General features: G+C 44.7%; 21 protein-coding genes and 1 pseudogene. 10 read left to right on the top strand and 12 right to left on the bottom strand.

The annotated features are described in order from the left end of the window. Positions 1-108: pseudogene (locus MHN32_RS19190) on the top strand (LysR family transcriptional regulator); the annotation flags it as partial. Positions 109-383: 275 nt separating this feature from the next. After that, on the top strand, positions 384-851 hold the full coding sequence (locus MHN32_RS19185) for a transposase (RefSeq protein ID WP_239422542.1): 468 nt from the start codon (positions 384-386) through the stop codon (positions 849-851). Positions 852-1,104: 253 nt separating this feature from the next. Here MHN32_RS19185 and MHN32_RS19180 read toward each other — a convergent pair whose 3' ends face one another. From MHN32_RS19180 to radA, 6 genes are all read right to left on the bottom strand, one after another. Continuing rightward, a complete protein-coding gene (locus tag MHN32_RS19180; protein WP_174170827.1) occupies positions 1,105-2,274 on the bottom strand; it encodes an FAD-dependent monooxygenase in 1,170 nt (389 codons plus the stop codon). 10 nt (positions 2,275-2,284) lie between these two features. After that, complete coding sequence (gene ubiH / locus MHN32_RS19175) at positions 2,285-3,457, bottom strand: 2-octaprenyl-6-methoxyphenyl hydroxylase (protein ID WP_239422541.1); 1,173 nt, start codon at positions 3,455-3,457, stop codon at positions 2,285-2,287. A gap of 12 nt (positions 3,458-3,469) precedes the next feature. Further along, complete coding sequence (pepP, locus tag MHN32_RS19170; protein ID WP_239422540.1) at positions 3,470-4,780, bottom strand: Xaa-Pro aminopeptidase; 1,311 nt, start codon at positions 4,778-4,780, stop codon at positions 3,470-3,472. 2 nt (positions 4,781-4,782) lie between these two features. Further along, positions 4,783-5,346, bottom strand: coding sequence for a UPF0149 family protein (locus MHN32_RS19165; RefSeq protein ID WP_026000986.1), 564 nt, complete (start codon positions 5,344-5,346; stop codon positions 4,783-4,785). A gap of 196 nt (positions 5,347-5,542) precedes the next feature. Then, on the bottom strand, positions 5,543-6,466 hold the full coding sequence (locus tag MHN32_RS19160; protein WP_239422539.1) for a DUF945 family protein: 924 nt from the start codon (positions 6,464-6,466) through the stop codon (positions 5,543-5,545). 15 nt (positions 6,467-6,481) lie between these two features. Further along, the gene (gene radA, locus MHN32_RS19155; RefSeq protein WP_010370516.1) at positions 6,482-7,852 is read right to left on the bottom strand and encodes a DNA repair protein RadA; all 1,371 of its coding nucleotides are present in this window, start codon (positions 7,850-7,852) and stop codon (positions 6,482-6,484) included. Between the two features lie 128 nt (positions 7,853-7,980). On the opposite strand from radA, the gene MHN32_RS19150 reads away from it, so the two are divergent. Next, positions 7,981-10,482 carry a PilZ domain-containing protein gene (locus MHN32_RS19150; RefSeq protein ID WP_239422538.1) on the top strand — a complete coding sequence of 834 codons (2,502 nt, stop codon included), beginning with the start codon at positions 7,981-7,983 and terminating at the stop codon, positions 10,480-10,482. A 72-nt stretch (positions 10,483-10,554) separates the two neighbouring features. Here MHN32_RS19150 and ampE read toward each other — a convergent pair whose 3' ends face one another. Together ampE and ampD are read right to left on the bottom strand one after the other, a co-directional pair. Further along, positions 10,555-11,406: a beta-lactamase regulator AmpE gene (ampE, locus tag MHN32_RS19145; RefSeq protein ID WP_095727228.1), complete on the bottom strand. Its 852-nt coding sequence runs from the start codon at positions 11,404-11,406 to the stop codon at positions 10,555-10,557. 6 nt (positions 11,407-11,412) lie between these two features. Beyond that, complete coding sequence (gene ampD, locus MHN32_RS19140) at positions 11,413-11,955, bottom strand: 1,6-anhydro-N-acetylmuramyl-L-alanine amidase AmpD (protein WP_102056267.1); 543 nt, start codon at positions 11,953-11,955, stop codon at positions 11,413-11,415. Between the two features lie 1,027 nt (positions 11,956-12,982). Here ampD and nadC point away from each other — a divergent pair. From nadC to pilB, 7 genes are all read left to right on the top strand, one after another. Continuing rightward, positions 12,983-13,825, top strand: a complete 843-nt coding sequence (gene nadC, locus MHN32_RS19135; protein ID WP_239422543.1) for a carboxylating nicotinate-nucleotide diphosphorylase — start codon at positions 12,983-12,985, stop codon at positions 13,823-13,825. Positions 13,826-14,493: 668 nt separating this feature from the next. Further along, a complete protein-coding gene (locus MHN32_RS19130) occupies positions 14,494-14,916 on the top strand; it encodes a prepilin-type N-terminal cleavage/methylation domain-containing protein (protein ID WP_239422537.1) in 423 nt (140 codons plus the stop codon). Next, on the top strand, positions 14,903-15,376 hold the full coding sequence (locus MHN32_RS19125) for a prepilin-type N-terminal cleavage/methylation domain-containing protein (protein ID WP_239422536.1): 474 nt from the start codon (positions 14,903-14,905) through the stop codon (positions 15,374-15,376). The genes MHN32_RS19130 and MHN32_RS19125 overlap by 14 nt, the downstream gene beginning before the upstream one ends. A 3-nt stretch (positions 15,377-15,379) precedes the next feature. Next, positions 15,380-16,612 carry a type II secretion system F family protein gene (locus tag MHN32_RS19120; protein ID WP_239422535.1) on the top strand — a complete coding sequence of 411 codons (1,233 nt, stop codon included), beginning with the start codon at positions 15,380-15,382 and terminating at the stop codon, positions 16,610-16,612. 133 nt (positions 16,613-16,745) lie between these two features. Beyond that, positions 16,746-17,624: an A24 family peptidase gene (locus MHN32_RS19115; protein ID WP_239422534.1), complete on the top strand. Its 879-nt coding sequence runs from the start codon at positions 16,746-16,748 to the stop codon at positions 17,622-17,624. A gap of 9 nt (positions 17,625-17,633) precedes the next feature. Beyond that, complete coding sequence (gene coaE / locus MHN32_RS19110) at positions 17,634-18,263, top strand: dephospho-CoA kinase (protein ID WP_239422533.1); 630 nt, start codon at positions 17,634-17,636, stop codon at positions 18,261-18,263. Positions 18,264-18,372: 109 nt separating this feature from the next. Further along, a complete protein-coding gene (pilB, locus tag MHN32_RS19105; protein WP_239422532.1) occupies positions 18,373-20,049 on the top strand; it encodes a type IV-A pilus assembly ATPase PilB in 1,677 nt (558 codons plus the stop codon). A 918-nt stretch (positions 20,050-20,967) separates the two neighbouring features. Here the strand turns inward: pilB and rlmM are convergent. From rlmM to MHN32_RS19085, 4 genes are read right to left on the bottom strand one after another with little or no spacing between them, the layout of a single operon-like run. Next, positions 20,968-22,053 (bottom strand): 23S rRNA (cytidine(2498)-2'-O)-methyltransferase RlmM, encoded by a 1,086-nt coding sequence (rlmM, locus tag MHN32_RS19100; protein WP_239422531.1) that lies wholly within the window; start codon positions 22,051-22,053, stop codon positions 20,968-20,970. 13 nt (positions 22,054-22,066) lie between these two features. Further along, positions 22,067-22,435 carry a DUF423 domain-containing protein gene (locus MHN32_RS19095; protein ID WP_239422530.1) on the bottom strand — a complete coding sequence of 123 codons (369 nt, stop codon included), beginning with the start codon at positions 22,433-22,435 and terminating at the stop codon, positions 22,067-22,069. Beyond that, complete coding sequence (locus tag MHN32_RS19090) at positions 22,428-23,066, bottom strand: alpha/beta family hydrolase (RefSeq protein ID WP_045989837.1); 639 nt, start codon at positions 23,064-23,066, stop codon at positions 22,428-22,430. Before MHN32_RS19090 ends, MHN32_RS19095 begins: the two co-directional genes overlap by 8 nt. Then, positions 23,063-23,968 (bottom strand): transcriptional regulator GcvA, encoded by a 906-nt coding sequence (locus MHN32_RS19085; RefSeq protein ID WP_088531408.1) that lies wholly within the window; start codon positions 23,966-23,968, stop codon positions 23,063-23,065. Before MHN32_RS19085 ends, MHN32_RS19090 begins: the two co-directional genes overlap by 4 nt. Positions 23,969-24,045: the final 77 nt, after the last annotated feature.

The following is a 24,045-nucleotide window of genomic DNA, read 5'->3' as shown; positions in this document are numbered from 1 at the left end:
ATATTACCCGAACTCGGTCAAATCGGTATCAGCCTTGTCAAAAACACCCAAGAATCCGCCCACGCCGTAGATAAACTCGCTGAGTTTATCGCATTGAGGTTAGGTTAAAAGATCGCGGGGTAAGCCCGCTCCTACCAACAACACAAAACCTCTGTGGGAGCCGCTTTATGCGGCGAGATTGTTGGCAATGATCGCGGGGTGAACCCGCTCCTACCAGCAATATAAAATCTCTGTGGGAGCCGCTTTACGCGGCGAGATTGTTGAAATGATCGCGGGTGAACCCGCTCCTACCAGCAATATAAAATCTCTGTGGGAGCCGCTTTACGCGGCGATCTTGTCCTATACTTACGTGAGCACTTATTAATGAACTCAAGGAGGGAGTCATGCCACATAGCTGCCGTTTAAGGAAAGGCCGAGTTTCATCGGCTGGTCAATACTATGCAATCACCATTTGCTGTAAAAACAAAATAGCTGTTTTTAATAACCTCGCAGTCAATCAAGTTGTTATTCGCGAAATTTATCACCTTGAGCAGGATAACTTTATCAAATTAATTGCCTACACACTGATGCCAGATCATTTACATCTCCTGTTTCAACTAATGGATGTGTGTTCTTTGTCTGATGCCATTCGGTCTTTAAAAGGAAGAACGGCAACTAAGCTAAGAACAATGAACATTCGGCAGCTATGGCAAAAGGATTTTTATGACACCTGTATTTTGCATAACACTATGTTAAGAAACCAAGCAAGATACATAGTTGCAAACCCGCTTCGGGCAGGGTTGGTAAAACAGATTGGTGATTATCCTTATTGGAATTGTATTTATTTAAGCAATGGGATTGGGGATTTATAAAGTTGGTGATACCTGTTTTAGGAAAAGATCGCGGGGTGAACCCGCTCCTACCAGCAACACAAAATCTCTGTGGGAGCCGCTTTACGCGGCGAGATTGTTGAAATGATCGCGATGTAAAATCGCTCCCACCAGCAGCATAAAACCTCTGTGGGAGACGCTTTACGCGACAAGATTGTTGAAAAGATCGCGATGTAAAATCGCTCCTACCAGCAATATAAAACCTCTGTGGGATCCGCTTTACGCGGCGAGGTTTTTATTTGCCGCCTATCGCTTCTTTAGCGAACAGATGTTTGATTGGCCCGAGGTTGTCGACCAAGCTTAGGCCCACACCGCGCACTAGCTTTTTCAACGGGTGATTGCCTTCAAACAGCTCTTTAAGTCCTTGCATCATGGCAATATGCTTTTGAGCATCTGCTTTTCTGCTGCGCTCATATTGGCGCAGTATCCGTGTGCTGGCAAATTGCTCTTGCGGTGCTGATAACAAGGTGATCAAATAGGCAGCGTCTTTTAGCCCTAAATTCATGCCAAGACCTGCAAGCGGGTGAATGGTATGTGCCGCGTCGCCCATTAAAACGATCCGCCCTTGCACCCATTGTTTTGCATAACGCATGGTCAATGGAAAAACATGTCTTTCGCTAATCAATTCACACACACCGCACTGCATATCAATTGCAGCACTCAACGCTTTATTAAACGCCTCGACCGGCATGGCTTGTAGCTGCTTTGCTTTATCCGGTGCGGTAGACCATACAATTGAATGAGTATGTGGATCATCAAGCGGCAAAAAGGCCAGCGGCCCATCAGGAAGGAACACTTGTCTTGCTGTTGCATCATGTGGCGCTGCGGTTTTTATCGTTGCAACCAGCGCATGGTGATCATAATCCCAATACGTGATTGGCATATTAAACTGCTGGCGAATAGCCGAACGTGCGCCATCAGCTGCCACCACTAGTTTCGCCATCACAGGTTCACCAGTAGCTAAGGTTAGCAACACATCTGTGTCTGTTTGATGCAAGCTTTGGTATTTTGTGTTCCACATCAGTTTGGCCGATTGCTGTGCTTCGAGTGCTGTTAACAACGCATAGCGAATGGCGTCGTTTTCAATGATGTGACCAAGCTCAGGTAAGTCTAACGAGACATTATCAAAGGCGATTTTACCAAAGCTGTCTTTATCGCGTACATCCATACGAGTATATGCTGCGGCGCGCTGCGCTTTAATATCAGGCCACACGCCCAAGCGCTCAAATAAAGCCTGACTTGCAGCGCTTATCGCACTCACGCGTGCGCTGTATTCTTGTGCCAATGGTGTTGGCTTTTCACCACTGTCTAGCACTAATACCGAGATATTTTGCTGCGCAAGCCCTAGCGCCAGCGTTAAACCAACACATCCACCACCAACAATACAAACTTGAACTTGTTGCATGCCAACTCCTTTATCCTTTATATCCCATCAATTGCTTGGCCAGCGGCGCCCTTGCTGTTTTGGACAGCGCCATGGTGAGTAGACCTAAACTACGGCCTAAGGCTAAGGTTCTTGATGAGTTTGAAAATAGTCGAACGAGCGCATCGGTTAATGTCATCACCGTATTAATATCTTGCGCTCGCGCCAGTTGATAAGCACGCGTAAATTGAAAACTTCCCCACTCATCAAGCACGTTCGCCTGACATTGTGAGGCTAGGGCTTGAATATCTCGTAGACCTAAATTAAAGCCCTGTCCTGCAATGGGATGAATGGCATGCGCCGCATTGCCAATCACCACCACGCGATGATGAGTGAGTTGCTCTACTCGCCCAAGCACTAGCGGATAGCTTGCTCTCATACCCACTTGCACAAAGCGCCCGGCGCGATAACCAAAGGCTTGCTGCAATGCAGCTAAAAACTCGTGTGCTGTCATCGCTTCAAACTCGCTAAGGTGTTCATTTGGCATACACCACACCAGCGAATAACGATTATCACTCATTGGCAGCAGCGCCATCGGGCCATGTTCGGTAAAACGCTCGAACGCCTGACCACCATGAGCCGTGTCGATTTGCACATTGGCAATCAATGCGCCTTGCTCGTAGCCTATGCTATCAAAGCCGATATTGAGCTTAGCCCGCGTGGGAGATTGCGCGCCATCCGCAACAACCAATAATCGGCTTTGTAATTGCTCACCATTATCGAGGGTCAGTTCAACCTGTTCTGGTTGTTGATGTATATGCGCCACTTGGTTTGGGCAAAACAGTGCAATATCAAGATTGCTCAGCTGCTCGTGTAAAAATCTGCCGTAGGGATTGACTTCAACCACATAGCCCAACGCTTTTTGGTTGTAGTCTTCAGAGTTTATCCACGCTTTACCGAAGTGACCTCTGTCTGAAACATTCACTTGTGTGATTGGCTCAACGTACTGCCACTCGGGATTAAATAGATTTAGCTCGCCCAAAAATGCGACCGATTGCGCAGCAAGCGCAATACTACGGTCGTCAAAACTTGGATGCTGCTTACCTTTGGGCGCAAAGGCTTCAATAACCGCAATCTTTGCCTGCGGAGAGACTTTTTTTATGGCGATGGCGGCGCTGGCTCCTGCCATACCCCCACCAACCACGACGACATCAAACTGTTGCACGCAAAGTGTCCACTAGTTATTCATTAATGCTTCTATTTCTGCGATGGTTTTTGGCACCAGTACGGTTAAGTTTTCATAGCCTGACTCAGTGACCAACAAATCATCTTCGATACGAATGCCAATTCCTTTATACTCATCAGGAACTTGCGCATCTTCGTCAAAATACAGACCCGGCTCAATGGTAAGTACCATGCCAGGTTCGAATGGACGATCCGCTTCATCTAACTTGTATTCACCGACATCGTGAACATCAAGACCTAGCCAATGACCTAAACCATGCATGTAGAATGCTTTGCATGCCTGCGCTTCTACGAGTTCATTAACATCGCCCGCAAGAATGCCTAAATCTACTAGTCCTTGAGTCAATACAGTCATCGCCACTTGATTGGCTTTGACTAATGTACCACCCGGTTTTACTTCACCAAAGGCGGCATTTTGCGCGGCCAATACCAACTCATAAATCTTGCGCTGCGCATCAGTAAACTGGCCGTTTACTGGGAAAGTACGAGTTATATCAGCCGCATAGCCTTCAAGCTCACAACCCGAATCAATCAGTACTAAGTCGCCATCTTGTAGCGCATCACAGTTGTCGGTGTAGTGTAAAATCGTCGCATTGATGCCGCTGCCAACAATGGTGCCATAGGCTGGGTGACGCGCCCCATTCATTGCGTAATGATGATGAATTTCGGCTTCAAGCTGGTATTCCGTTGCGCCCGGCTTGGCAAACTGCATGGCGCGTTTGTGCGCCTCAGCACTGATCCTGCCCGCTTCGCGCATGATGGCGATTTCAGCATCCGACTTAAATAAGCGCATTTCATGGACGAGTGGACGAATATCTTTGATGATCTCAGGTGCGCGATAGCCCTTTTTCGGTGCACCACGCAATGTGCTTAGTAGCTGCCAAACCTTATCATCAAAGGCGCTATATGTGCCTTGTCCGTAGAATAATACCTTGCGACCATTCACAAGATTTAATAGCTCGTCGTCTAAGTCACTCAGCGCAAAGGTTTGGTCAAGTTCAAGTTGCGATTTAGCTTGCTCATAGCCCATACGGCGACCATGCCAAATCTCAGCAACCTTATCTTTATTACGACAAAACAGCGTAGACTGCGCTTTGCCGTCTCTGTCTTTCGTAAGCACCAAAACCGCATCCGGCTCTTTAAATCCAGTCAGGTAAAAAAAGTCGCTATCTTGGCGAAATGGAAATTCAGTGTCGCGGCTACGGGTTAACTCTACGGCCGCAGGAATAATCGCTACGGCGTTGTTATCTAATGCCGCAATAAGACGCGCACGGCGTGCTACAAACTCGCTGTTTTTTATCATAATTAATGTATCGTCTTTGATGTGCTAACGGACTGGGGTTCTTTACCCATCTCGGCAAAGCATAGTAGTGTAGAAACACGCACATATTCTACCACTTCGAGCAGTGCTTCTTTATCGTCGTTGCTGTCTTCAAAACCAGTATCAAGCTTAGTTATTTCGCTAAAATCGTTAATCACTTCTTTAACATCAGCAGATAACTTACCGTAATCTTTTTGCTTTAAACCAAAGCCCAGTAAAAAGCCTGATACCCAAGCAATCAGTGCATTAGCTTGGTCATGTAACGACTCATCTTCTGGCGGTAAATATAGTTCAAACTGGAACTCGCCGTCGTTGAAGTGCTCAGCAACTTGCTTATATAAATCGATGCAAAATTCTCTAATTGGCGCTGAAAATTTTTGACCGTCGTTGAATACGTCGCTCAATAGCCCTAAATACTCCGAATCTTCGATATTCAGACCACAGGCCAATAGCCCAGAAATGGTGCCGTGAACTTCGGCGGGGGCAATAAATAATTCGTGTTTTTCTAATAGCAATTGAGCTTGCTGGTAGTCTTTGAATTCGCTCATAAATACATTCCCAAGCAATTGATACTCCAATGCTACCACCGCAGCCTTTGCAACTCCAACGAATTGTATGATCAACCTCAAGGCTGCTTTAGATTTCACCAATTTGGTAAAACTAATATTGCGAATGAGTGGGCTTATGAGAGATGAAGGGATTTAGGAGCAAGCCCAAAATCCCTTTAACCATGCTGGATTAGCTTTACTTACCGCTCGCGTTGATCTCGATAAGTTCCGACAGTGTTTCTGGATTTTGCGCCATAGCCATAGATAATTGCTGCCCCAGAGCCATCATACTTTGACTTTGTGGTATCGAAACAGATATAGAAAGTGACTCCATTCCATTGGCAAAGTCATTCACAGCCGTTTGAATTTCAGCAGGTAGCATCATCATTTGTAGTTGCTGGGCAACAATCGCCTGAAAGTCAGCCTTGCTCATACCCTGCTGAGCAATTTCAGACTCAAGTAACTGAGGTAAGCTACCTGCATTGTCAATATTAACAGCCAGCGATTTTAATTCGAGCGATTGCATTGCCGCCATCATTTGCGACTGCACTTGAAGCTCTTGTTCAAGGTTTGGTGTATCACTTTGAATTTTTGATGCCGCTAATGAAGCATCCATAAGGGCCTTACTGTTTCCAAGCGCAGCATTAAAAGAGCTCTTTGCAATGCCTTCTGCAGAAGATGCGAATGTAAACTCGCTGGCGCCAGATGCTTCATCATAAGCGAGACTTGTATTCAAATGGTACGTTGCATTCACCAGCTCCGGCGACATCCCTTGGGTAAACTCTTCAGCTTCTTTTGCTAATTTTAAACCGACTAGGTCAAGCTCGGTATAGGGGCTGATTTTGTCTTGCTCGTAACCCACAACATTTAACTTCTCAATAGTAAATATGGGAATATTTTCATCGGCTTGTGAAATTGTTAGGTCGGTAATTTCTACACCCCGGGTAAACAAATCAACAGAGCTGTTTGCAAAACTCACCGTAAGGCCACTGTCTTGTTCGAAGTTTTCTATTTGCTTGGTGATTTCTTGCTTCACTTGCTCATTTACATAATAGTTGGCGCCAACATACCCTGCGCCCGCTAGTACCACAACGGCAACTGCTAATGTGGACTTATTCATATTTCACTCCATTATTTAAAAAAGTGCCTCAAGCGCTTCGCTGAGGCTAGAGACGGCAACAATTTCCATCCCTTCAATATTTTCTTTTGGTTTATTTGCTTTTGGTACAATTGCTCTTGTAAATCCATGCTTAGATGCTTCACGCAATCGCTCTTGCCCACTTGGCACCGGGCGGATCTCACCTCCTAACCCCACCTCACCAAATACCACCAGCTGCCTGTCTAAGGTTTGGTTTTTAAAGCTTGAAACCAGTGCGGCTATCAAGGCTAAATCAGCACTGGTTTCGGTCACTTTGACACCGCCTACGACGTTTACAAACACATCTTGATCCGACACCTGCAAACCACCGTGACGATGCAGTACCGCAAGTAGCATGGCTAGGCGATTTTGTTCCAAACCAACAGTGACGCGACGCGGGTTGGCGAGCTGTGAATAGTCGACTAGCGCTTGAACTTCCACAAGGAGTGGCCGCGTGCCTTCCCAAATAACCATAACTAATGAGCCTGGTGTTTGCGCTTCACCACGATTTAAGAAAATGGCCGAAGGATTGTTTACTTCCTTTAGACCTTGGCTTGTCATCGCAAACACACCCAACTCGTTTACAGCACCAAAACGGTTTTTATTGCCACGCAATGTTCTAAAGCGGCTGTCGGCACTGCCTTCCAGTAAAATAGAGCAGTCAATACAATGCTCCAGCACCTTAGGGCCGGCAAGTGTGCCGTCTTTAGTTACGTGTCCCACCATGATAATGGCGACCTGATTGGTTTTGGCAAAACGCGTCAAATAGGCCGCGCTTTCACGTACTTGAGAAACCGACCCCGGTGCAGATTGAATATCACTCATATGCATTACTTGAATCGAATCGATGACCATAATGCTTGGTTTTTCACGAAGTGCGAGCTGGCAAATCGTCTCAACATTGGTTTCTGCGAGTGTTTTTAACTTATTTGTAGGCAGCCCCAATCGTGTCGCACGCATGGCAACTTGTTGCAGCGACTCTTCACCGGTGACATACAAAGTGTTCATGGTTTCGGCAAGGCGACACATGGTTTGCAGCAGCACCGTACTCTTACCAGCGCCGGGGCTACCACCGATTAATATTGCACTTCCCGGTACAACTCCACCACCAAGGACACGGTCAAACTCTTTAAAGCCAGTTGAAAATCGCGGTAACTGCTCTAGGTTAACTTCATCTAAGGTTTGTACTTTAGCTTCAACAAGGCCGGCATAGCCTGACGTTGAACCGCCTTGAGGGACCGATTTTGCTGACGGAACGCGAAACTCCGTTACGGTATTCCATGCCTTACACTCCGAGCATTGGCCTTGCCAACGCGCGAATTCGGCACCACAATCGCTACATACAAATGCTGTTTTCTTTTTTGCCATAAATTACAGGTATATATCTTGCTTAAACACAATAATAGGTTAAGAATAAACTAATAAAGCGCCAATGTTGACATAATATTGGCGGTGACCCAACTGGTCACATAAAATGAGCGCGTGTAAAACTGTTTATGCCTGAAGATAGATTACAAAAATATCAAAGCTTAATTGAGGATTTAAAACTGGATCTTGGCGATCCGGCTTTTGATCGCATATTTAAGCAACGTACTGCGGACCTGTCCAAGCCGGACCAATTTCTATTAAAAATGGAAATGTCGCGGCTATCTCAGCCCGTGGCACGATTTATTGACCTCAGAGGACAAGTCGCAGGTCAAGTTAAGCCTTATGAATATGAAGGCAAACAGCACTTTATGGATGACTTAGCAATCGAAGTATTCGAGCGAGAAGTCGCTAAACACGGGGGTTATACCCTTGCAGTTTACGAATCCGTAATGAGTACCGACAATAATTATAAGGTCATGCAAAAGCAGGCCCAAGCACGCGAAGAAGAGGTAGAAAAGGACGCGGTCAATCATAACTACACTAAACTCGTTCGTTTCGCGTCATACGAAAGTCGCTCTGAAGAGCGCATGAATTACTCCATTAAGATCACAGTGGAACTGGCAAAAAATCGTCCTAAGGTTTCCGCTACTACCTCCGATATTTCCCTCAGCGGCGCTAAAATAAAATTACCGACCAATCAGCAAGTAGATCCCGGACAAATCATTTCGATCCGCTTGGTGGGTCTCGAGCAAGACTTTGAACTTGGCTTGAAAGAAGGTATTCAGTATGAAGTCGTCGCCGTAGAACCGGGTACGATTGAATACAATCAAGTTCGCTTAAAGCGTACATTTATCGAGAAAAACCAAGGGTTTGATGACTTTTTAAATAGCTTTATTCACGGTAATAAGCGCCGTTATAAAATAAATCTCGACAACACTCTGGACGCCGTTGTTTGTAAGGGCTATGAGCAATACTATCTACCACGGGTCTGCTCTTTGTTTGTTTTCATCAGTGAGAAACAAAAACAACTTTATCCAAGCATGGTGCTTACCAACGAAAATAACGCTTACATCAATTACTACTTTGAAGACGAAAGAAAGCAATCAAGCCTATATTCCGTCTTCAACCAAAAACGAATGCAGCGACTGCTAACGCTTTGTGGCGCGGTAAAAGAAGCGGTATGCCATGTGTTTACTCACTCTAGTCAAGGTAAAATGTACTTTTACTCAGCCTTTGACTTTGAGCTGGAAGAAATGCAGCAGCTAAACGATCTGTTTTTTGCCTTTGGCAGCCAAAAAGACAGCTGGCGCACGTTTAAAGTTCAGTTGATGCCAAGTCACCATGAAGACGCCTTTATCCCACTTTCGCTTCCTGCAAGTGCAGGTAAAAATGTCGAAAAGCTAAATAAACGCCCCACGCCAAGGGTGCAAGGCTTTATCCAAGACGTAAAATATCTCATGTTACTGACAGATATCGGTAACCCGTCAATCACTGAGCGATTCCAACGTCTGAGTTATGAACAAAGCTTAGTTAATCAATTAAAGAAGTTCGGTCACGGCAAATCAGCCACCCCCCCTCCACTTGAGGTGGTTGCGTTAGAATACGTTAACTTGCGTGCACACAGGCGCTATCTTTATAAAACCAATGTCGTCGTTCATATTGACGGTCAAGGCACTTTCAACTGCGTTACCCGTGATTTTTCTGTCATGGGTTTACAAATAGAGTGCGGCCAAGAAATGCCGCTTAATAAAGGTGACTCGATACACTTGGACTTAGTTGATTTACAAAAATTGACGAAGCAGCATAATTTAACGAATTTGCGTTATGAAGTGATGATGGTCAATAAAACTAAAACTATCATTAACTTGAAAGTGCAGAAAATAGGTCAACTCGACCATTCTGCCATGGGGTTCTTTAAAGCCCTTATTGAGAGTAATAAAGACAAGCTAGTTGCTTGTGATGAAGCACCAAAGGTACCGGGACTATCACTTGCACTGCGTAACATGGTGACTAAATCCGTTTGTCAGTTTCCACTTTATTTACACAAAGAGACCTCACATAATGCGGTGGGAGCAATTGGACAGGGGCTTTACCCGACATCCCTTCACCACTTATTGCATTCGTTTAGTGATAATGACGATAACACTTTGGACGCCAAAGCGATTTTCCCCGAGCGCTTCGTCGAAGAAAAGCTAACAGAAATTCTAAAGGCGAAATCGCGACAAGATAAACCGCTTAAATACTTGGTGTTTATTAAGTTCAATTCAAACCAAACCAATCAACATGAGGCGGTTGGTGCGCAAGTTATCGCTCATGATGAGTCTATTGACAGTTTGTACTTGTATGCTAAAAAAGCACTGCGCAACGACTTACTCTTCGTCTATCAGCTCTATGTATCAAAAACCGGCCGCCCAGATATGGATTATCTTGCGAATGAGCTGCGCTATGTAAGCCACTATGCAATCCACAAAGCAAAAGACCTAGAAGAAGCGCTTTGGTCAGTAACTGGGGTGTGTGATTTGATAGACGTTACGGATTATGTGATTCAAAATATGGGCTTTGATGCGCCGCTTGTTACCAAAATGGAAGAGCAGAAAAAACGCTGGTTAGAGACCAACTTTAAACACTGATTTCAAATGCTCCCTATACGCTTACGGTATATGGAGCATTGTTATAAAGGTAGGTGTGATTTGCAGCTAGGGCTACTCCACCCAACCAAATAAGGTTAATACAGCAATAATCACGAGATAAAACAAAATATTGCGCTTCACGAGGCGCATCATACAGCTTGCTTCAAAGGTACAACCTAAAAACTGCTGTTCAATTTGCTCAGCCGCAAGTGCAGTGCTTGTGACGATTTGACGATTTGTGGTTTTAAAATCTAGCACATACTTCAACCAACTTGATGTACCTTTACTAAAGTTACCAATGATCAAAAAACCAAAGCTTGCGATCCGTGCCGGAAGCCAATTTAGCCAATAAAATAACCGGCAAAACTGCTCAAACACATGCTGTAGCGGCGGGTTTTCTTGCTCATGATGCCAATGCACAATTTGCCTTACCATCGCATATAGCACAGCACCCGGTGCGCCCAACGCCACAAACCAAAAAATAACTCCGCAGTAATGTTGAAAGTTGATCCACGAAAGCGTCTGACCAAACGTCTCGCCGCCCGGCTCATCTTCTAATTTGTCTTGCCCCATTTGTAACGCATAAAGCGTAGCCGCTTCGTTATCACCTCTGGTCAGCGCATTTAAATAGCCTTTATAAAGCTTGCGATATTTTGCACAACCAAAACAGACTAAGAGCACACAGATATTGATTGCAAACTGCCAAAATACAAAGTCACTTAGACTGTAAATAAAAGCAACGACCAATGCAGGAATAACTAACCAAAGCATCACACCGAAATGCGAGCCCAACATGGCATTTGGCTGGGTCCAAGATTTGGTTTTCGCATAGTAACTTTGCAGGTAATAATCGACTTGCCAGTAATTCGCCCGCGCGCCAAGTCGTTCAATAATAAGCGCGATGATGATAGAAATTAAGATCATGCTTGCCTAGCTCTCTTGGTTATTTAACAAGGTAAAATAATGCTGCCAATCAAATGCAGCCCCCGGATCTGTCTTTCTTCCAGGAGCAATATCATTGTGCCCTACAATACGATCATTCGTCAGCTTTGGATAGTGCTGCTGCAGCCAACGCGTTGTTTTTACTAAACTCGCATATTGTGCTTCGGTATATGGCGTGGTGTCTGTGCCCTCCATTTCAATACCAATTGCAAAGTCATTACAACGCGTTCGACCTTGCCACTGCGACACTCCAGCATGCCAAGCCCGTTCAATGAAGGGAACGTATTGGGTGATGCTACCGTCACGACGTATAACGCAGTGCGCCGACACCCTTACTCCCTCTAAGTCAGAAAAAGTTGGATGTGCGCCGCAGTCCAGCGTGCCCATAAATAAGTCTTCCACGTACGGCGTGCCAAAGCACCCTGCAGGCAGCGAGATATTGTGGATCACCAGTAAATCTATCTCACACGCTTGTGGTCTTTCATCGTAATGCGGGGATTGCTTGTGTTTAGCAAAAGGTAGCCAATTCAAAGTATTAGTTCCAAGCCTTGGTTTGCATTCGATTATAAAGACAAAATAAGACAAAAGGTAGGGATGGGTTTAGTATAACAATAGTGTCGCGACATCAAATCACAACAAACAACACATAACCGTAGCAGCGGGTTTACCCCGCGACCTCCGTTTTACCCGTCAACTCATTCTTCACAAACACGGCTTTGCATTTCAAATACTCTGTCGCGACATAAAGTCGCTGCTACAAAACACACAAGGGTTCAACATCAAATCACAGTTGCAAGCAACACATACACGTAGCAGCGTGTTTACCCCGCGACCTTCGTTTTAGCCGTCAACTCACTCTCTACAAACAAAGCTTTGTATTTCAAATATTCTATCGCGACATAAAGTCGCTGCTACAAAAATACACATTGGTTTCGACGGAAGTCACAGCAAACAATATGTACACGTAGCAGCGGGTTTACCCCGCGACCTCCGTTTTAACCGCCAACTCATCCCCTACAAACAAGACTTTGTATTTCAAATACTCCGTCGCGACATAAAGTCGCTGCTACAAAAATACACATTGGTTTCGACATAAAGTCACAGCAAGCAATGCATAATCGTAGCAGCGGGTTTACCCCGCGACCTCCGTTTTGGCAGTCAACTCATTCTCTACAAACAAAGCTTTGTATTTCAAACACGCTGTCGCGACATAAAGTCGCTGCTACGAAAATACACATTGGTTTCGACGGAAGTCGCAGCAAGCAACACATAACCGTAGCAGCGGGTTTACCCCGCGACCTCCATTTTGGCAGTCAACTCATTCTCTACAAACACGGCTTTGTATTTCAAATATTCTATCGCGACATAAAGTCGCTGCTACAAAACACACAAGGGCTCAACATCAAATCACAGCAAACAACACCTAACCGTAGCAGCGGGTTTACCCCGCGAAATAAAAGCCACCCCGCCAAATATCGTGAATTTTTCTCCATCAATTGTACTCCTAGGCAAACGCGCGTAAAATTCGGCCATTGCAGAAAAAATGAAAAGACAACCTATGATTGACCAAAACCTTATCAGCCAAATGGTAAAGCAGGCGCTAGACGAAGACCTTAATTATCAAACACCAAACGAAGGTGATATTACCGCAGCCCTTATCCCAGAGACGCAGCACGCAAATGCCTATGTGATCACAAGGGAAGATTGTGTATTCGTTGGCAAGGCGTTAATCGAAGAAGTTTTTCAGCAGGTCGACCCAAGTGTTAGCGTCAACGTACTTGTGAACGACGGCGACTTTGTTGCCGCCAACACTCGCTTGTTTACCGCAAGCGGCTCAGCCAGAGCGATTCTGACCGCAGAGCGCACGGCGCTTAATTTTGTACAAACGCTATCGGGCACGGCAACCACCACAGCAAAATATGTTGAGGTTTTAAGTGGTACGCAAACTAAACTGCTAGATACACGTAAAACCATCCCTGGATTAAGAGCACTACAAAAATACGCCGTTAAATGTGGCGGTGGTAAAAATCATAGAATTGGCCTCTTCGACGCGTATCTTATTAAAGAAAACCACATTGCCGCCTGTGGCAGTATCGCCAAAGCCGTTGCGACTGCGCGTAATAACCACCCAGACAAGCCGGTAGAAGTTGAAGTAGAAAACCTAGGCGAATTACAACAAGCCTTAGATGCTGGCAGCGATATTATTATGCTGGACAACTTCAGCGTAAGTGAAATTCAACAAGCGGTTGAAATCACGCAAGGTAAAGCTAAGCTAGAAGTCTCTGGTAATATGACCATTGAAATTTTGACGACTTACGCACAAGCTGGTGTTGATTTTATTTCAAGCGGCGCACTGACCAAGCATCTACAAAGCATCGACCTGTCGATGCGCTTTGAATAATGTAAAGCTTTAACAACCTCCTCTCTTTTATACATGCAAAAAGGGCCTTGATTGAGCCCTTTTGTTTTTCTTTCTTACTTAATGTGGCATTCAAGCTATCAATGCGACACTGCCAGTAATAGTTCAATTTTCTGTAGCTAGTCTTATTGAATAACAAAATCGCTACCATAAACGGAGTGTTCTGTACTTTCCCGTAATCCCACGTAATAGAGAAAGTTTTCTATTTCGTTGACAAACCTACTTAAAACCCGTTAAATACGACAAAAGAACTAGAGTGTAACAAGATCTTAATGTTCAGTAACGATTAATTCCGTTCGTTTTTTGAACCGATATTAGGAAAGCTTGAGCTACCGCAAGAGAATCAATAATTTATTATTAAAATTCAATTGCTGAGCTCAGCGTTTACTATTAAAGTAAATGTTAATTGTGATCGCTGAAACTAAATCGGTGCTACACTTCTAGTTGATTAGGGAACGGTCACAAACTTAACGGGTTTAGCTTTTAAGATTTTTGAATGATGAACTTGTTGCATCTTCTTGGTCGCCGTTAAGTCAATTTGAGCACACCAGTTTGTTGATTCGATGGATTGGTAATTATTGCAAAGGTTTTAATAAACGCTTAACTTAAACATTGTACGGTTAAGTCACTTAAAATTTAGGAGACACATCATGACTCAAAAACAACAGGGTGGTTTTACCCTAATCGAACTAATGATTGTTATCGCGATCATCGGTATCCTTGCAGCAGTAGCTCTGCCTGCTTATCAAAACTACACCAAGAAGGCTCGTTTTACAGAAGTAGTGTTGGCGGCTGAATCGGTAAAACAGCTCGTTGATATTTGCTTCCAAACTCGTGGCGCTGGTGTTTTAGCTAATTGTGATACTGCTGCCGAAATCGGCCTGGATGCTGATGGTGCTGCTGCAGGCTCCCATGTATTATCAGTAGTAATTGCTGATGATCCTCCAGCTCAAATTACTGCAACAGGCCAAAATAGTGTTGACGATAGCACCTTTATCTTAACTCCAACTGTTTCAAATGGTTCATTAACATGGGCTCAAACAGGCGACTGTATAGCTGATGGACTTTGCTAACAAAGCAAATAGTAATAAATACCAAGGCTATTCTAATAGCCTTGGTTATTCGTTGCTGGAAGTTATGATCACAATAGCAATTATTGCTCTCTTGGCGAGTATCGCTATCCCACAATATGATAACAAGTTTAAGAAAGCTAGATTCGTGGAAGTTATCCTTGCAGTAGAAGCCATTAAAAAAGGCGTAGAAACTTGCTTTATCACTAGGGGTGGCTATCAACTAGAAAACTGTAATACCCTCATTAAACTTGGCATTTCACCTGAATCGATTAATACTCCGACACATGTTAAGTCTGTTCAATTGAGCTTTGACAAAACGATTAAAATAACAGGGGTAGCAAACCCAAGCGCATCGAATGGAGACAACGATAACTATATTCTTGAAGGCTCTGAAAGCAATAACACTATCATTTGGTCTCTTAATTCATCTAGTACTTGCATCGCAGAAGGCACCTGCTAAGCCATGAAATCAGATAAGAATAATGCTAATAACTTAGACACTTTTATATGGTCCGGTGTCAATAATCGAGGAAAAAAGCTTCAAGGTGAAATGACAGGTCAGAGTGTCGCTTTGGTGAAAGCTCAACTTCGCAAGCAAGGCGTTATTCCGTCAAAAGTAAAGCGAAAACCCAAACCCTTATTTGGTTTTGGTGGCGCAAAGAAAATAACCGCCGCAGATATTGCGACTACCACCAGACAAATTGCCACCATGTTGATGGCTGGTGTTTCTTTGGTACAGACCTTAGAAATGCTCTCAAAAGGAATAAAAAATAAAAGCCTATCAAAGTTAATTGGCCACATTTGCGATGAAGTTAAAGCAGGACAACCTCTTGCTAGATCACTGCGTGCTCATCCAAGATATTTCGATGAACTTTATTGCGATCTTGTCCACTCAGGCGAACAATCGGGAGCACTAGATACTATTTTTGATCGAGTAGCTCTATATAAAGAAAAATCAGAAGCACTAAAGTCCAAAATTAAAAAAGCATTATTTTATCCAGTCGCTGTTATTGCTGTAGCCCTAATTGTTACTGGTATTTTGCTTATTTTCGTTGTACCTCAGTTTCAGGATATATTTAACGGTTTTGGCGCCGAACTCCCAGCTTTTACGCTAATGGTTATCGCGATTTCCGAATTTATGCAGGAATATTGGTGGGTATTTGTACTTGGTATTGGCCTTTTTAGTTACACCTATAAAGAAATGCTTATTCGCAGCCCTGCGGTAAAGCATTTTAATGACCGTATGATGTTACGTATCCCGGTGATTGGCGAGATCCTTAAAAAGGCAGCCGTAGCGCGTTATGCTCGTACGCTTTCGACTACCTTTGCAGCGGGTGTTCCCCTTGGCGATGCGCTCGATTCTGCCGCAGGTGCGTCAGGCAATATTATCTACAAAAACGCAATTAAAGAAATAAAAGCAGAGGTTAACTCGGGTAACCAAATGCACTGGGCAATGCATAACACCAAAGTCTTCCCAGATATGGTGGTGCAAATGGTGTCTATTGGTGAAGAATCAGGCTCTTTAGATGGTATGTTAGCAAAGGTTGCTAACATCTACGAACAAGAAGTCGATGATGCGGTGGATGGCCTATCTAGCCTATTAGAACCACTCATTATGGTGGTACTCGGCGTACTGATCGGTGGCCTTATTATTGCCATGTACTTACCGATATTCCAACTAGGTTCAGTTATTTAATTTTGTTCACAAAATTACACTATTTAGAGGTACAGTGCTGTGCCTCTCAATAGTGCTGTGTGGTAAACTGCAAAAACCTATACCGAGCATGCCTCGGTAATTTAAACAAAAAATATAAGCAAGCGCCCAACTTATGCAAGATATTATCAACTTGATGCAAACCCAGTTATGGTATTGGTTACTCACCGTAGGACTCGTTAGCCTTTGCATCGGCAGCTTCCTCAATGTGGTAATTCTTCGCTTACCTAAAATGATGAAGCAGAGCTGGCAATCAGAATGTCGCGTGTTGCTTGCCGATGAGCTACCTAAACAAACCACTGAAGCACCCGTATTTAATTTAATTAAACCAAATTCTCATTGCCCCAGCTGCAAAACGCCGATTAAAGCGTGGCAAAACATTCCACTGATCAGCTGGCTATTATTAAAAGGCAAATGCAACCACTGCGACGCGTCAATCTCTGTACGCTATCCTTTGATAGAGCTAACAACCGCCCTACTCTCCATATGGGTTGCGTGGCATTTTGGTGCCACTTTAGAAGCCACTCTGTACATTTTGATTACTTGGGTGTTAGTCGCACTTACGGTTATCGATATCGACGAAATGTTGCTGCCAGATCAGTTAACGCTACCAACCTTATGGTTAGTACTGGTTGCCAGTTGTTTTGGTGTTGGCATCGAACCTAATAGTGCCATTATCGGTGCAGCGGTTGGTTATTTGAGTTTATGGAGCGTGTATTGGCTCTTTAAATTACTCACAGGTAAAGAAGGCATGGGCTATGGCGACTTTAAACTGCTAGCCATCTTTGGGGCATTGATGGGCTGGCAAGCAATTCTAACCATAGTGCTACTTTCAAGCCTGGTCGGGGCAATTATTGGTAGCATCCAATTAAGTGTTCAAGGCAGAGATAAAGCCACCCCAATCCCATTTGGCCCTTACTTAGCCATCGCAGGCTGGATCACCTTAATGTACGGCGAGCAGCTGCAGCTGTGGTACGTAAACTTAATAATGTAAAGTAAGACAATGCTAAAAATGAATAATTGGATTTTAGGGGTGACGGGCGGTATTGGTGCGGGTAAAACGGCCATCACTAACCACTTGCAGCAAAAAGGGATAGAGATTGTTGACGCCGATATCGTCGCACGAGAAGTAGTCGCGCTAGGCAGTACAGGGCTACAAGCAATTGCTGATGAGTTTGGCAGTGCCATTTTACAGCCTGACGGCAACTTAGACAGGGCCAAGTTAAGAGCCATTATTTTTGCTGATGCCGACAAAAAACAGTGGCTTAATGAGCTACTTCACCCACTTATCCGTAATGAAATACTCACGCAGTTAAACGCAGCGCAAAGCGATTACGTGGTTTTAGCGGCGCCCCTGCTGTTCGAAAATGGCTTAGAGCGCTACTGCGATGCTACTTTGCTTGTTGATGTCGCGGTTGATACGCAAATCGCGAGAACAATCAGCCGTGATGCGGTAGATGCAGCGCAAGTAAACCGTATTATCGAGTCGCAGTTACCGCGCTCAGATAAACAAGCAAAAGCGGACTACATACTAGACAACGACCGACCGCTACTTGAAAGCCTGCAAGAGACAGATAGATTACACAATGAGTTTATCAATCTAGCAAAAGTGAAAGTAAGACTAAATAATTAGGCTAGACTTGGCTGTAAAACTTAATCTACACTCACAGTGATAACTTGGCATTTTTCCAACTTAATGATAAATATTGAATATGCATTCAATGTGAAGGCAAAGAGGTACTATGGAACATCATTCCCCGCTACTGCGTAAATTTATTACCTTAGGGCGAGTTACTGCTGAGCAAATAAAGTCTCGCCAGTCAGAAGCAAACACCACCGCCGAGTTGATTTGCCTAAGTTCAGGAATGAGCTCCAAAGAGCTAGCTGAAGAATGCCTAGACTTATTCAAAGTGCCCTTTTTTAATCTTGATCACTTTAACGTTAGTGAAATTCCACCGGCGCTAGTCAAAGAAAAACTGATCCGTAAGCACCATATTTTACCGCTGGTACAAAAAGGTAGAAAACTCTATGTAGCGGCCTCCGACCCTACTGATTTTGGCGCATTTGAGAACTTTGAGTTTAGTACTGGATTACAGTGTGAAGTCTTAGTCGCCGACTACAAAAAGCTCGAAGCAAAGATTGAGCAGCTGTTTGATGCAACGGGCGGTCTCTCGATCTCTGAAGAAGAATTTAAAGAATTTGCCGACTTAGAAGTTGATGACGAGCCTAAACAGCAAAACACCAACGAAGATAAAGACGATGCGCCAATCATCGTTTATATCAATAAAATCTTAATGGACGCGATAAAAAAAGGCGCGTCGGATCTGCACTTTGAGCCCTACGAAAAAAAATACCGCGTGCGTTTTCGTATCGATGGCCTGCTGCATGAGATGGCAAGTCCACCAAACACACTAGCGACTCGCCTCGCCGCCCGTATCAAAGTGATGGCACACTTAGACATAGCAGAAAAACGCAAACCGCAAGATGGCCGCATTAAATTAAAGATCTCCGAGCGCAAAAGTATCGATTTTCGTGTGAGTACACTGCCTACCATGTGGGGCGAGAAAATCGTAATGCGTATTCTAGACTCATCCAGCGCCATGCTCGGTATCGATGTGCTAGGTTATGAACCGGAACAGAAAAAGCTCTACCTCGACGCACTAGAGCAGCCTCAGGGCATGATTTTGGTAACCGGCCCAACGGGTTCTGGTAAAACCGTGTCACTTTACACTGGCCTGAATATTCTTAATCAGCCAGAGCGAAATATCAGCACAGCAGAAGACCCTGTCGAAATAAACCTTGAGGGTATTAACCAAGTACAAATCAATACCAAAGCGGATATGACTTTCGCCAATGCCTTGAGAGCATTTTTGCGTCAGGATCCGGATGTGGTGATGGTTGGTGAGATCCGTGACCTTGAAACCGCTGAGATCTCGATAAAAGCCGCCCAAACCGGTCACTTAGTATTGAGTACGCTGCACACCAATTCTGCGCCTGAAACGCTCACCCGTCTATTAAACATGGGCGTGCCGGCATACAACGTAGCAAGCTCGGTGAGTTTGATTATTGCTCAGCGTCTCGCAAGACGCCTTTGCCCTAAGTGTAAAACACCTGAAACGCTGCCGGAAGAAGCCTTGTTAGGGCAAGGCTTTACTGCCGAGCAAATTAAAGAGATTACCCTTTTCGCGCCTAAAGGCTGTGAAAACTGTACCGACGGTTACAAAGGCCGTGTGGGTATTTATGAGGTGGTAAAAATCACGCCAGAGCTTTCGCACCTGATCATGGAAGGGGGCAATTCTCTTGAGATTGCCGAAAAAGCAGAGCAGTTAGGTTTTGATAACTTACGTAAATCTGGCCTGAAAAAAGCCGCCGCAGGGGTGACATCGCTTACAGAAATCAACCGCGTAACGAGTTATTAAGACTGATTGATTAAGACAAAAAGATCGCGATGTAAAATCGCTCCTACAAATAAGATAACATCCGTGTGGGAGCCGCTTTACGCGGCGAGCTTGATAAAAAAGTTCGCGATGTAAAATCGCTCCTACAAATAAGGCAACATCTGTGTGGGAGCCGCTTTATGCGGCGAGCTTGATGAAAAATATCGCGATGTGAAATCGCTCCTACAAATAAGATAATACCCGTGTGGGAGCCGCTTTACGCGGCGAGCCTGATGAAAAAGCTCGCGATGTGAAATCGCTCCTACAACTAAGCTAACACCCGTGTGGGAGCCGCTTTACGCGGCGAGATTGATAAAAATATCGCGATGTAAAATCGTTCTCACCAATAAGATAACATTGATGTGGGAGCCGCTTTGTGCGGCGAGATTGATAAAAAAGTTCGCGATGTAAAATCGCACCCACAAATAAGCAAATACCCGTGTGGGAGCCGCTTTATGCGGCGAGGTTGATAAAAAAGTTCGCGATGTGAAACCGCTCCTACAACTAAGCTAACACCCGTGTGGGAGCTGCTTTACGCGGCGAGCTTGATGAAAAATATCGCGATGTAAAATCGCTCCTACAAATAAGCTGACATCGGTGTGGGAACCGCTTTACGTGGCGAGCCTGATGAAAAATATCGCGATGTGAAATCGCTCCTACAAATAAGGTAACATAGGTGTGGGAGCCGCTTTACGCGGCGAGATTGATGAAAAATATCGCGATGTGAAATCGCTCCTACAACTAAGCTAATATCGGTGTGGGAGGCGCTTTACGCGGCGAGCTTTATGAAAAAGATCGCGATGTAAAATCGCTCCTACAAATAAGCTAACCCCCGTGTGGGAGCCGCTTTATGCGGCGATCTTTATGTAAAATATCGCGATGTGAAATCGCTCCTACAAATCAGCTATACAAATTTTGCGGTACTTTAAGCACATTAATATGTACCGTGACTTCCTCACGGTCATGATATAGGTGCTTTGCTTGGATCTCATAATCCACATTGTACTTTTGCAGCTCTTCATGGATAAGCGTAAGACATTCATACACGCTATCGAACCGTTTTTTCATCGGTAGCTTTAAGTTAAAGATCAGCTCTCGAGCAAACGCATTCACCACCCAGTCCACCATCAAATCAGCAACACGCGTTGGCTTTTCGACCATATCACACACCAGCCAATCAATATTGCGTTTTTCTGGGCGATATTTGAATCCATCTTCACGATAGTGCTTCACTTGCCCCGTTTCCATCAGGTCATCATTCATCGGGCCATTATCGATTGAGGCGACGAACATGCCTCGACGTACGAGTTGGTATGTCCAACCGCCAGGACAAGCACCTAAATCAACGGCTCGCATCCCCGCGCGCACACGTGTCTCTTGCTGATCTTTAGGTACAAAGACGTGAAATGCCTCGTCTAATTTTAGCGTCGAGCGACTTGGTGCGTCGGACGGCATTCTCAGACGCGGGATCCCCATAAAGAATGGCGAATTGTTATCACTAAACGAATAACCAACATAAGCGGTGTTATTGGCAAGGAACAATACATGTAATACAGGCTTGGCAGGTTTTAGCTCACGAGTCAGCTTGTTTTGCTTCTCGAGCGCCTTAGACAAAGGGGTTGAAAACTTTTTGCAGAATTTAGAAAGCTCTTTTCCTTCGTTAGTATCTGGCGTTTCAACGCGCAGCTCACCACACAAAGGAAAACCTTCCACAGCCGCTTTTATCACGCTCACTCTGTCTTCAATCGGCATATGGGTATGTAAAGTGCCAACAAACCACTGCCTTGCAAACACCAGTTTCTTAAAGTCGATTTTCTTCGCTAAGGTCTCAGCATCATTTGGCGAAAAGCACTCAAATGTTACAAAAGCAGTATTCGGCTTAGCTTTTACGTAGCCAGCAATTCCATGCTTTGCAGCATAATGATTAATTTCGGCTGCGGCGTCACTTTCAAAACCACCGCGACAATAGATAACGATACTCGACATTAGATTCTCTAGATTAAAAGGAAGATTTAGCAGCTTGAACTATCAATAAAATCCAAGCAATTAAAAAACAGGTACCACCGATTGGGGTGATTGGCCCTAGCCATTTTATGCCCGTTAAGGCTAGTAAGTACAGACTACCACTAAATAGCAATACACCCGTAATAAAAAAGCCACCAGCAACTTGCACCTTGAGGCCCCATTTGATTAAAAACGCGGTGGCAATAATGGCAAGACCATGAGTCATTTGGTATTGCGCCGCCGTATTAAAAATACCAATGGCATAGTCGCTCAAACGTCCTTTGAGACCGTGAGCGGCAAACGCGCCTAGAGCCACAGACAATAAACAAAACACGCTGCCAATAATCAAGTAGAGCTTAGCCATGACAGCGCTCCTTAATAAAATTCGCCGCAATCACGGCAGCATTCGCGCGGCTCTCTGACTCGCTTACACCACTCACCTTACGTGGCTTGAGTGAATGGTCGCCATCTTTGAGCCATTTCACCATGACTTGCTCTGGAAAGCACATGGCATCAACCTCTGTGCGGTTGCCAAAGGTATCACGTTCGCCTTGTAAAATGAGCAGCGGGCATTTCAGCTCAGGAAAATGGTCCACTCTGAGCTTTTCCGGCTTACCAGGCGGGTGGAATGGGTAGCCAAACGCAAGTACTCCTTCCACCTTTACAGTGGTTTCACAGGCCAGCATAGATGCCATACGCCCGCCCATTGACTTACCACCAATAAAGAGCGGTAGACTTGGTTCTACTGCGGCCAGTACTTGTTGAAAATACGCGAGTAGCTTAGGGGCACGCTCTGGTGGGCGTTTTTTCCCTTCTTGTTTGGCTTGCTGCATATATTCAAAATCAAAGAGCCCAACTTGAACGCCCTTAGAAGCAAGCAATTTAGCCATTTCTTGCATAAAATCGCTATCGCTTCCTGCGCCTGCACCATGGGCAAAAATAAACTGTGCAACTGGGTTTTCAGCATAGTGCCATTCAATATTTACTGCGCTCATAAACTATTTAACTCTTGTTCGTGTTCTACCATACCGAGCATCCATTCTTTGAATGAAACTATTTTACCCAGCTCTGACTGCGACTCTCTAAATACCAAATAATAGGCATTTTTACTTTCGAGGTGGTGACTAAACGGAATAACCAGTCGCCCTGCATCTATATCCGGTCTTGCCAGTACGCTATTTCCCAGCGCCACACCTTGGCCGTGAATTGCTGCCTGTAACACCATAGAAGAGTGACTGAAGATAGGCCCGGTATTGACCGCCACATTTCTGACCCCAGCGGTTTTCATCCATGCCTTCCAAGCGCGACGCGTGGTGTCATGGAGTAAAGTATGTTGCGCTAGGTCGCTTGGCTGATTTAACGGTTTTGGGCCGGTTAATAAAAATGGACTACATAACGGCACTAAATACTCAGTATGTAGCTTATGGGTTTGCACCCCATTCCAATTACCACGGCCATAGTAAATCGCGACATCAACGTCATCCGTTAACGAGTTGTCGTCGTGATCTTGGGCTTTGATCCGTACGTCGATTTCAGGGTGCAACTCATTAAAGTTACTCAGCCTTGGTACCAACCATTGAATTGCAAAGCTTGGCGTCAAACTCACCGTTAGCGACCCTTTTGCGCCTCGTGCTAGGAGCTTTTCAGTCGCATCGATTAATTGTGAAAAAATATCTTTAATATCGAGGTAATAGCCCTGCCCTTCCTCAGTTAACAGTAAGGAGCGATTTTTTCGCAAAAACAGTTTTAAACCTAGATGTTCTTCTAAGATTTTAATTTGATGACTAACCGCAGCTTGAGTGACGTACAACTCCTCTGCTGCTTTGGTAAAGCTCAGGTGTCGTGCCGCCGCCTCAAAGGCTTTTAATGCATTTAATGGTGGAACTCGTCGTGACATTCATTCATGCCTATAAAAAACCCGCTAACCGCGGGCAAGTAAAATCCCCAAACAACATCTAATAATGAGGTCGCTTG

Origin of the sequence: Pseudoalteromonas sp. Of11M-6, from assembly GCF_022347905.1 — a bacterium.
In the GTDB taxonomy this organism is placed as follows: Bacteria; Pseudomonadota; Gammaproteobacteria; order Enterobacterales; family Alteromonadaceae; genus Pseudoalteromonas.
Note: the sequence above shows the minus strand (reverse complement) of the source record. Positions and strands in the feature narration are given on the sequence as shown.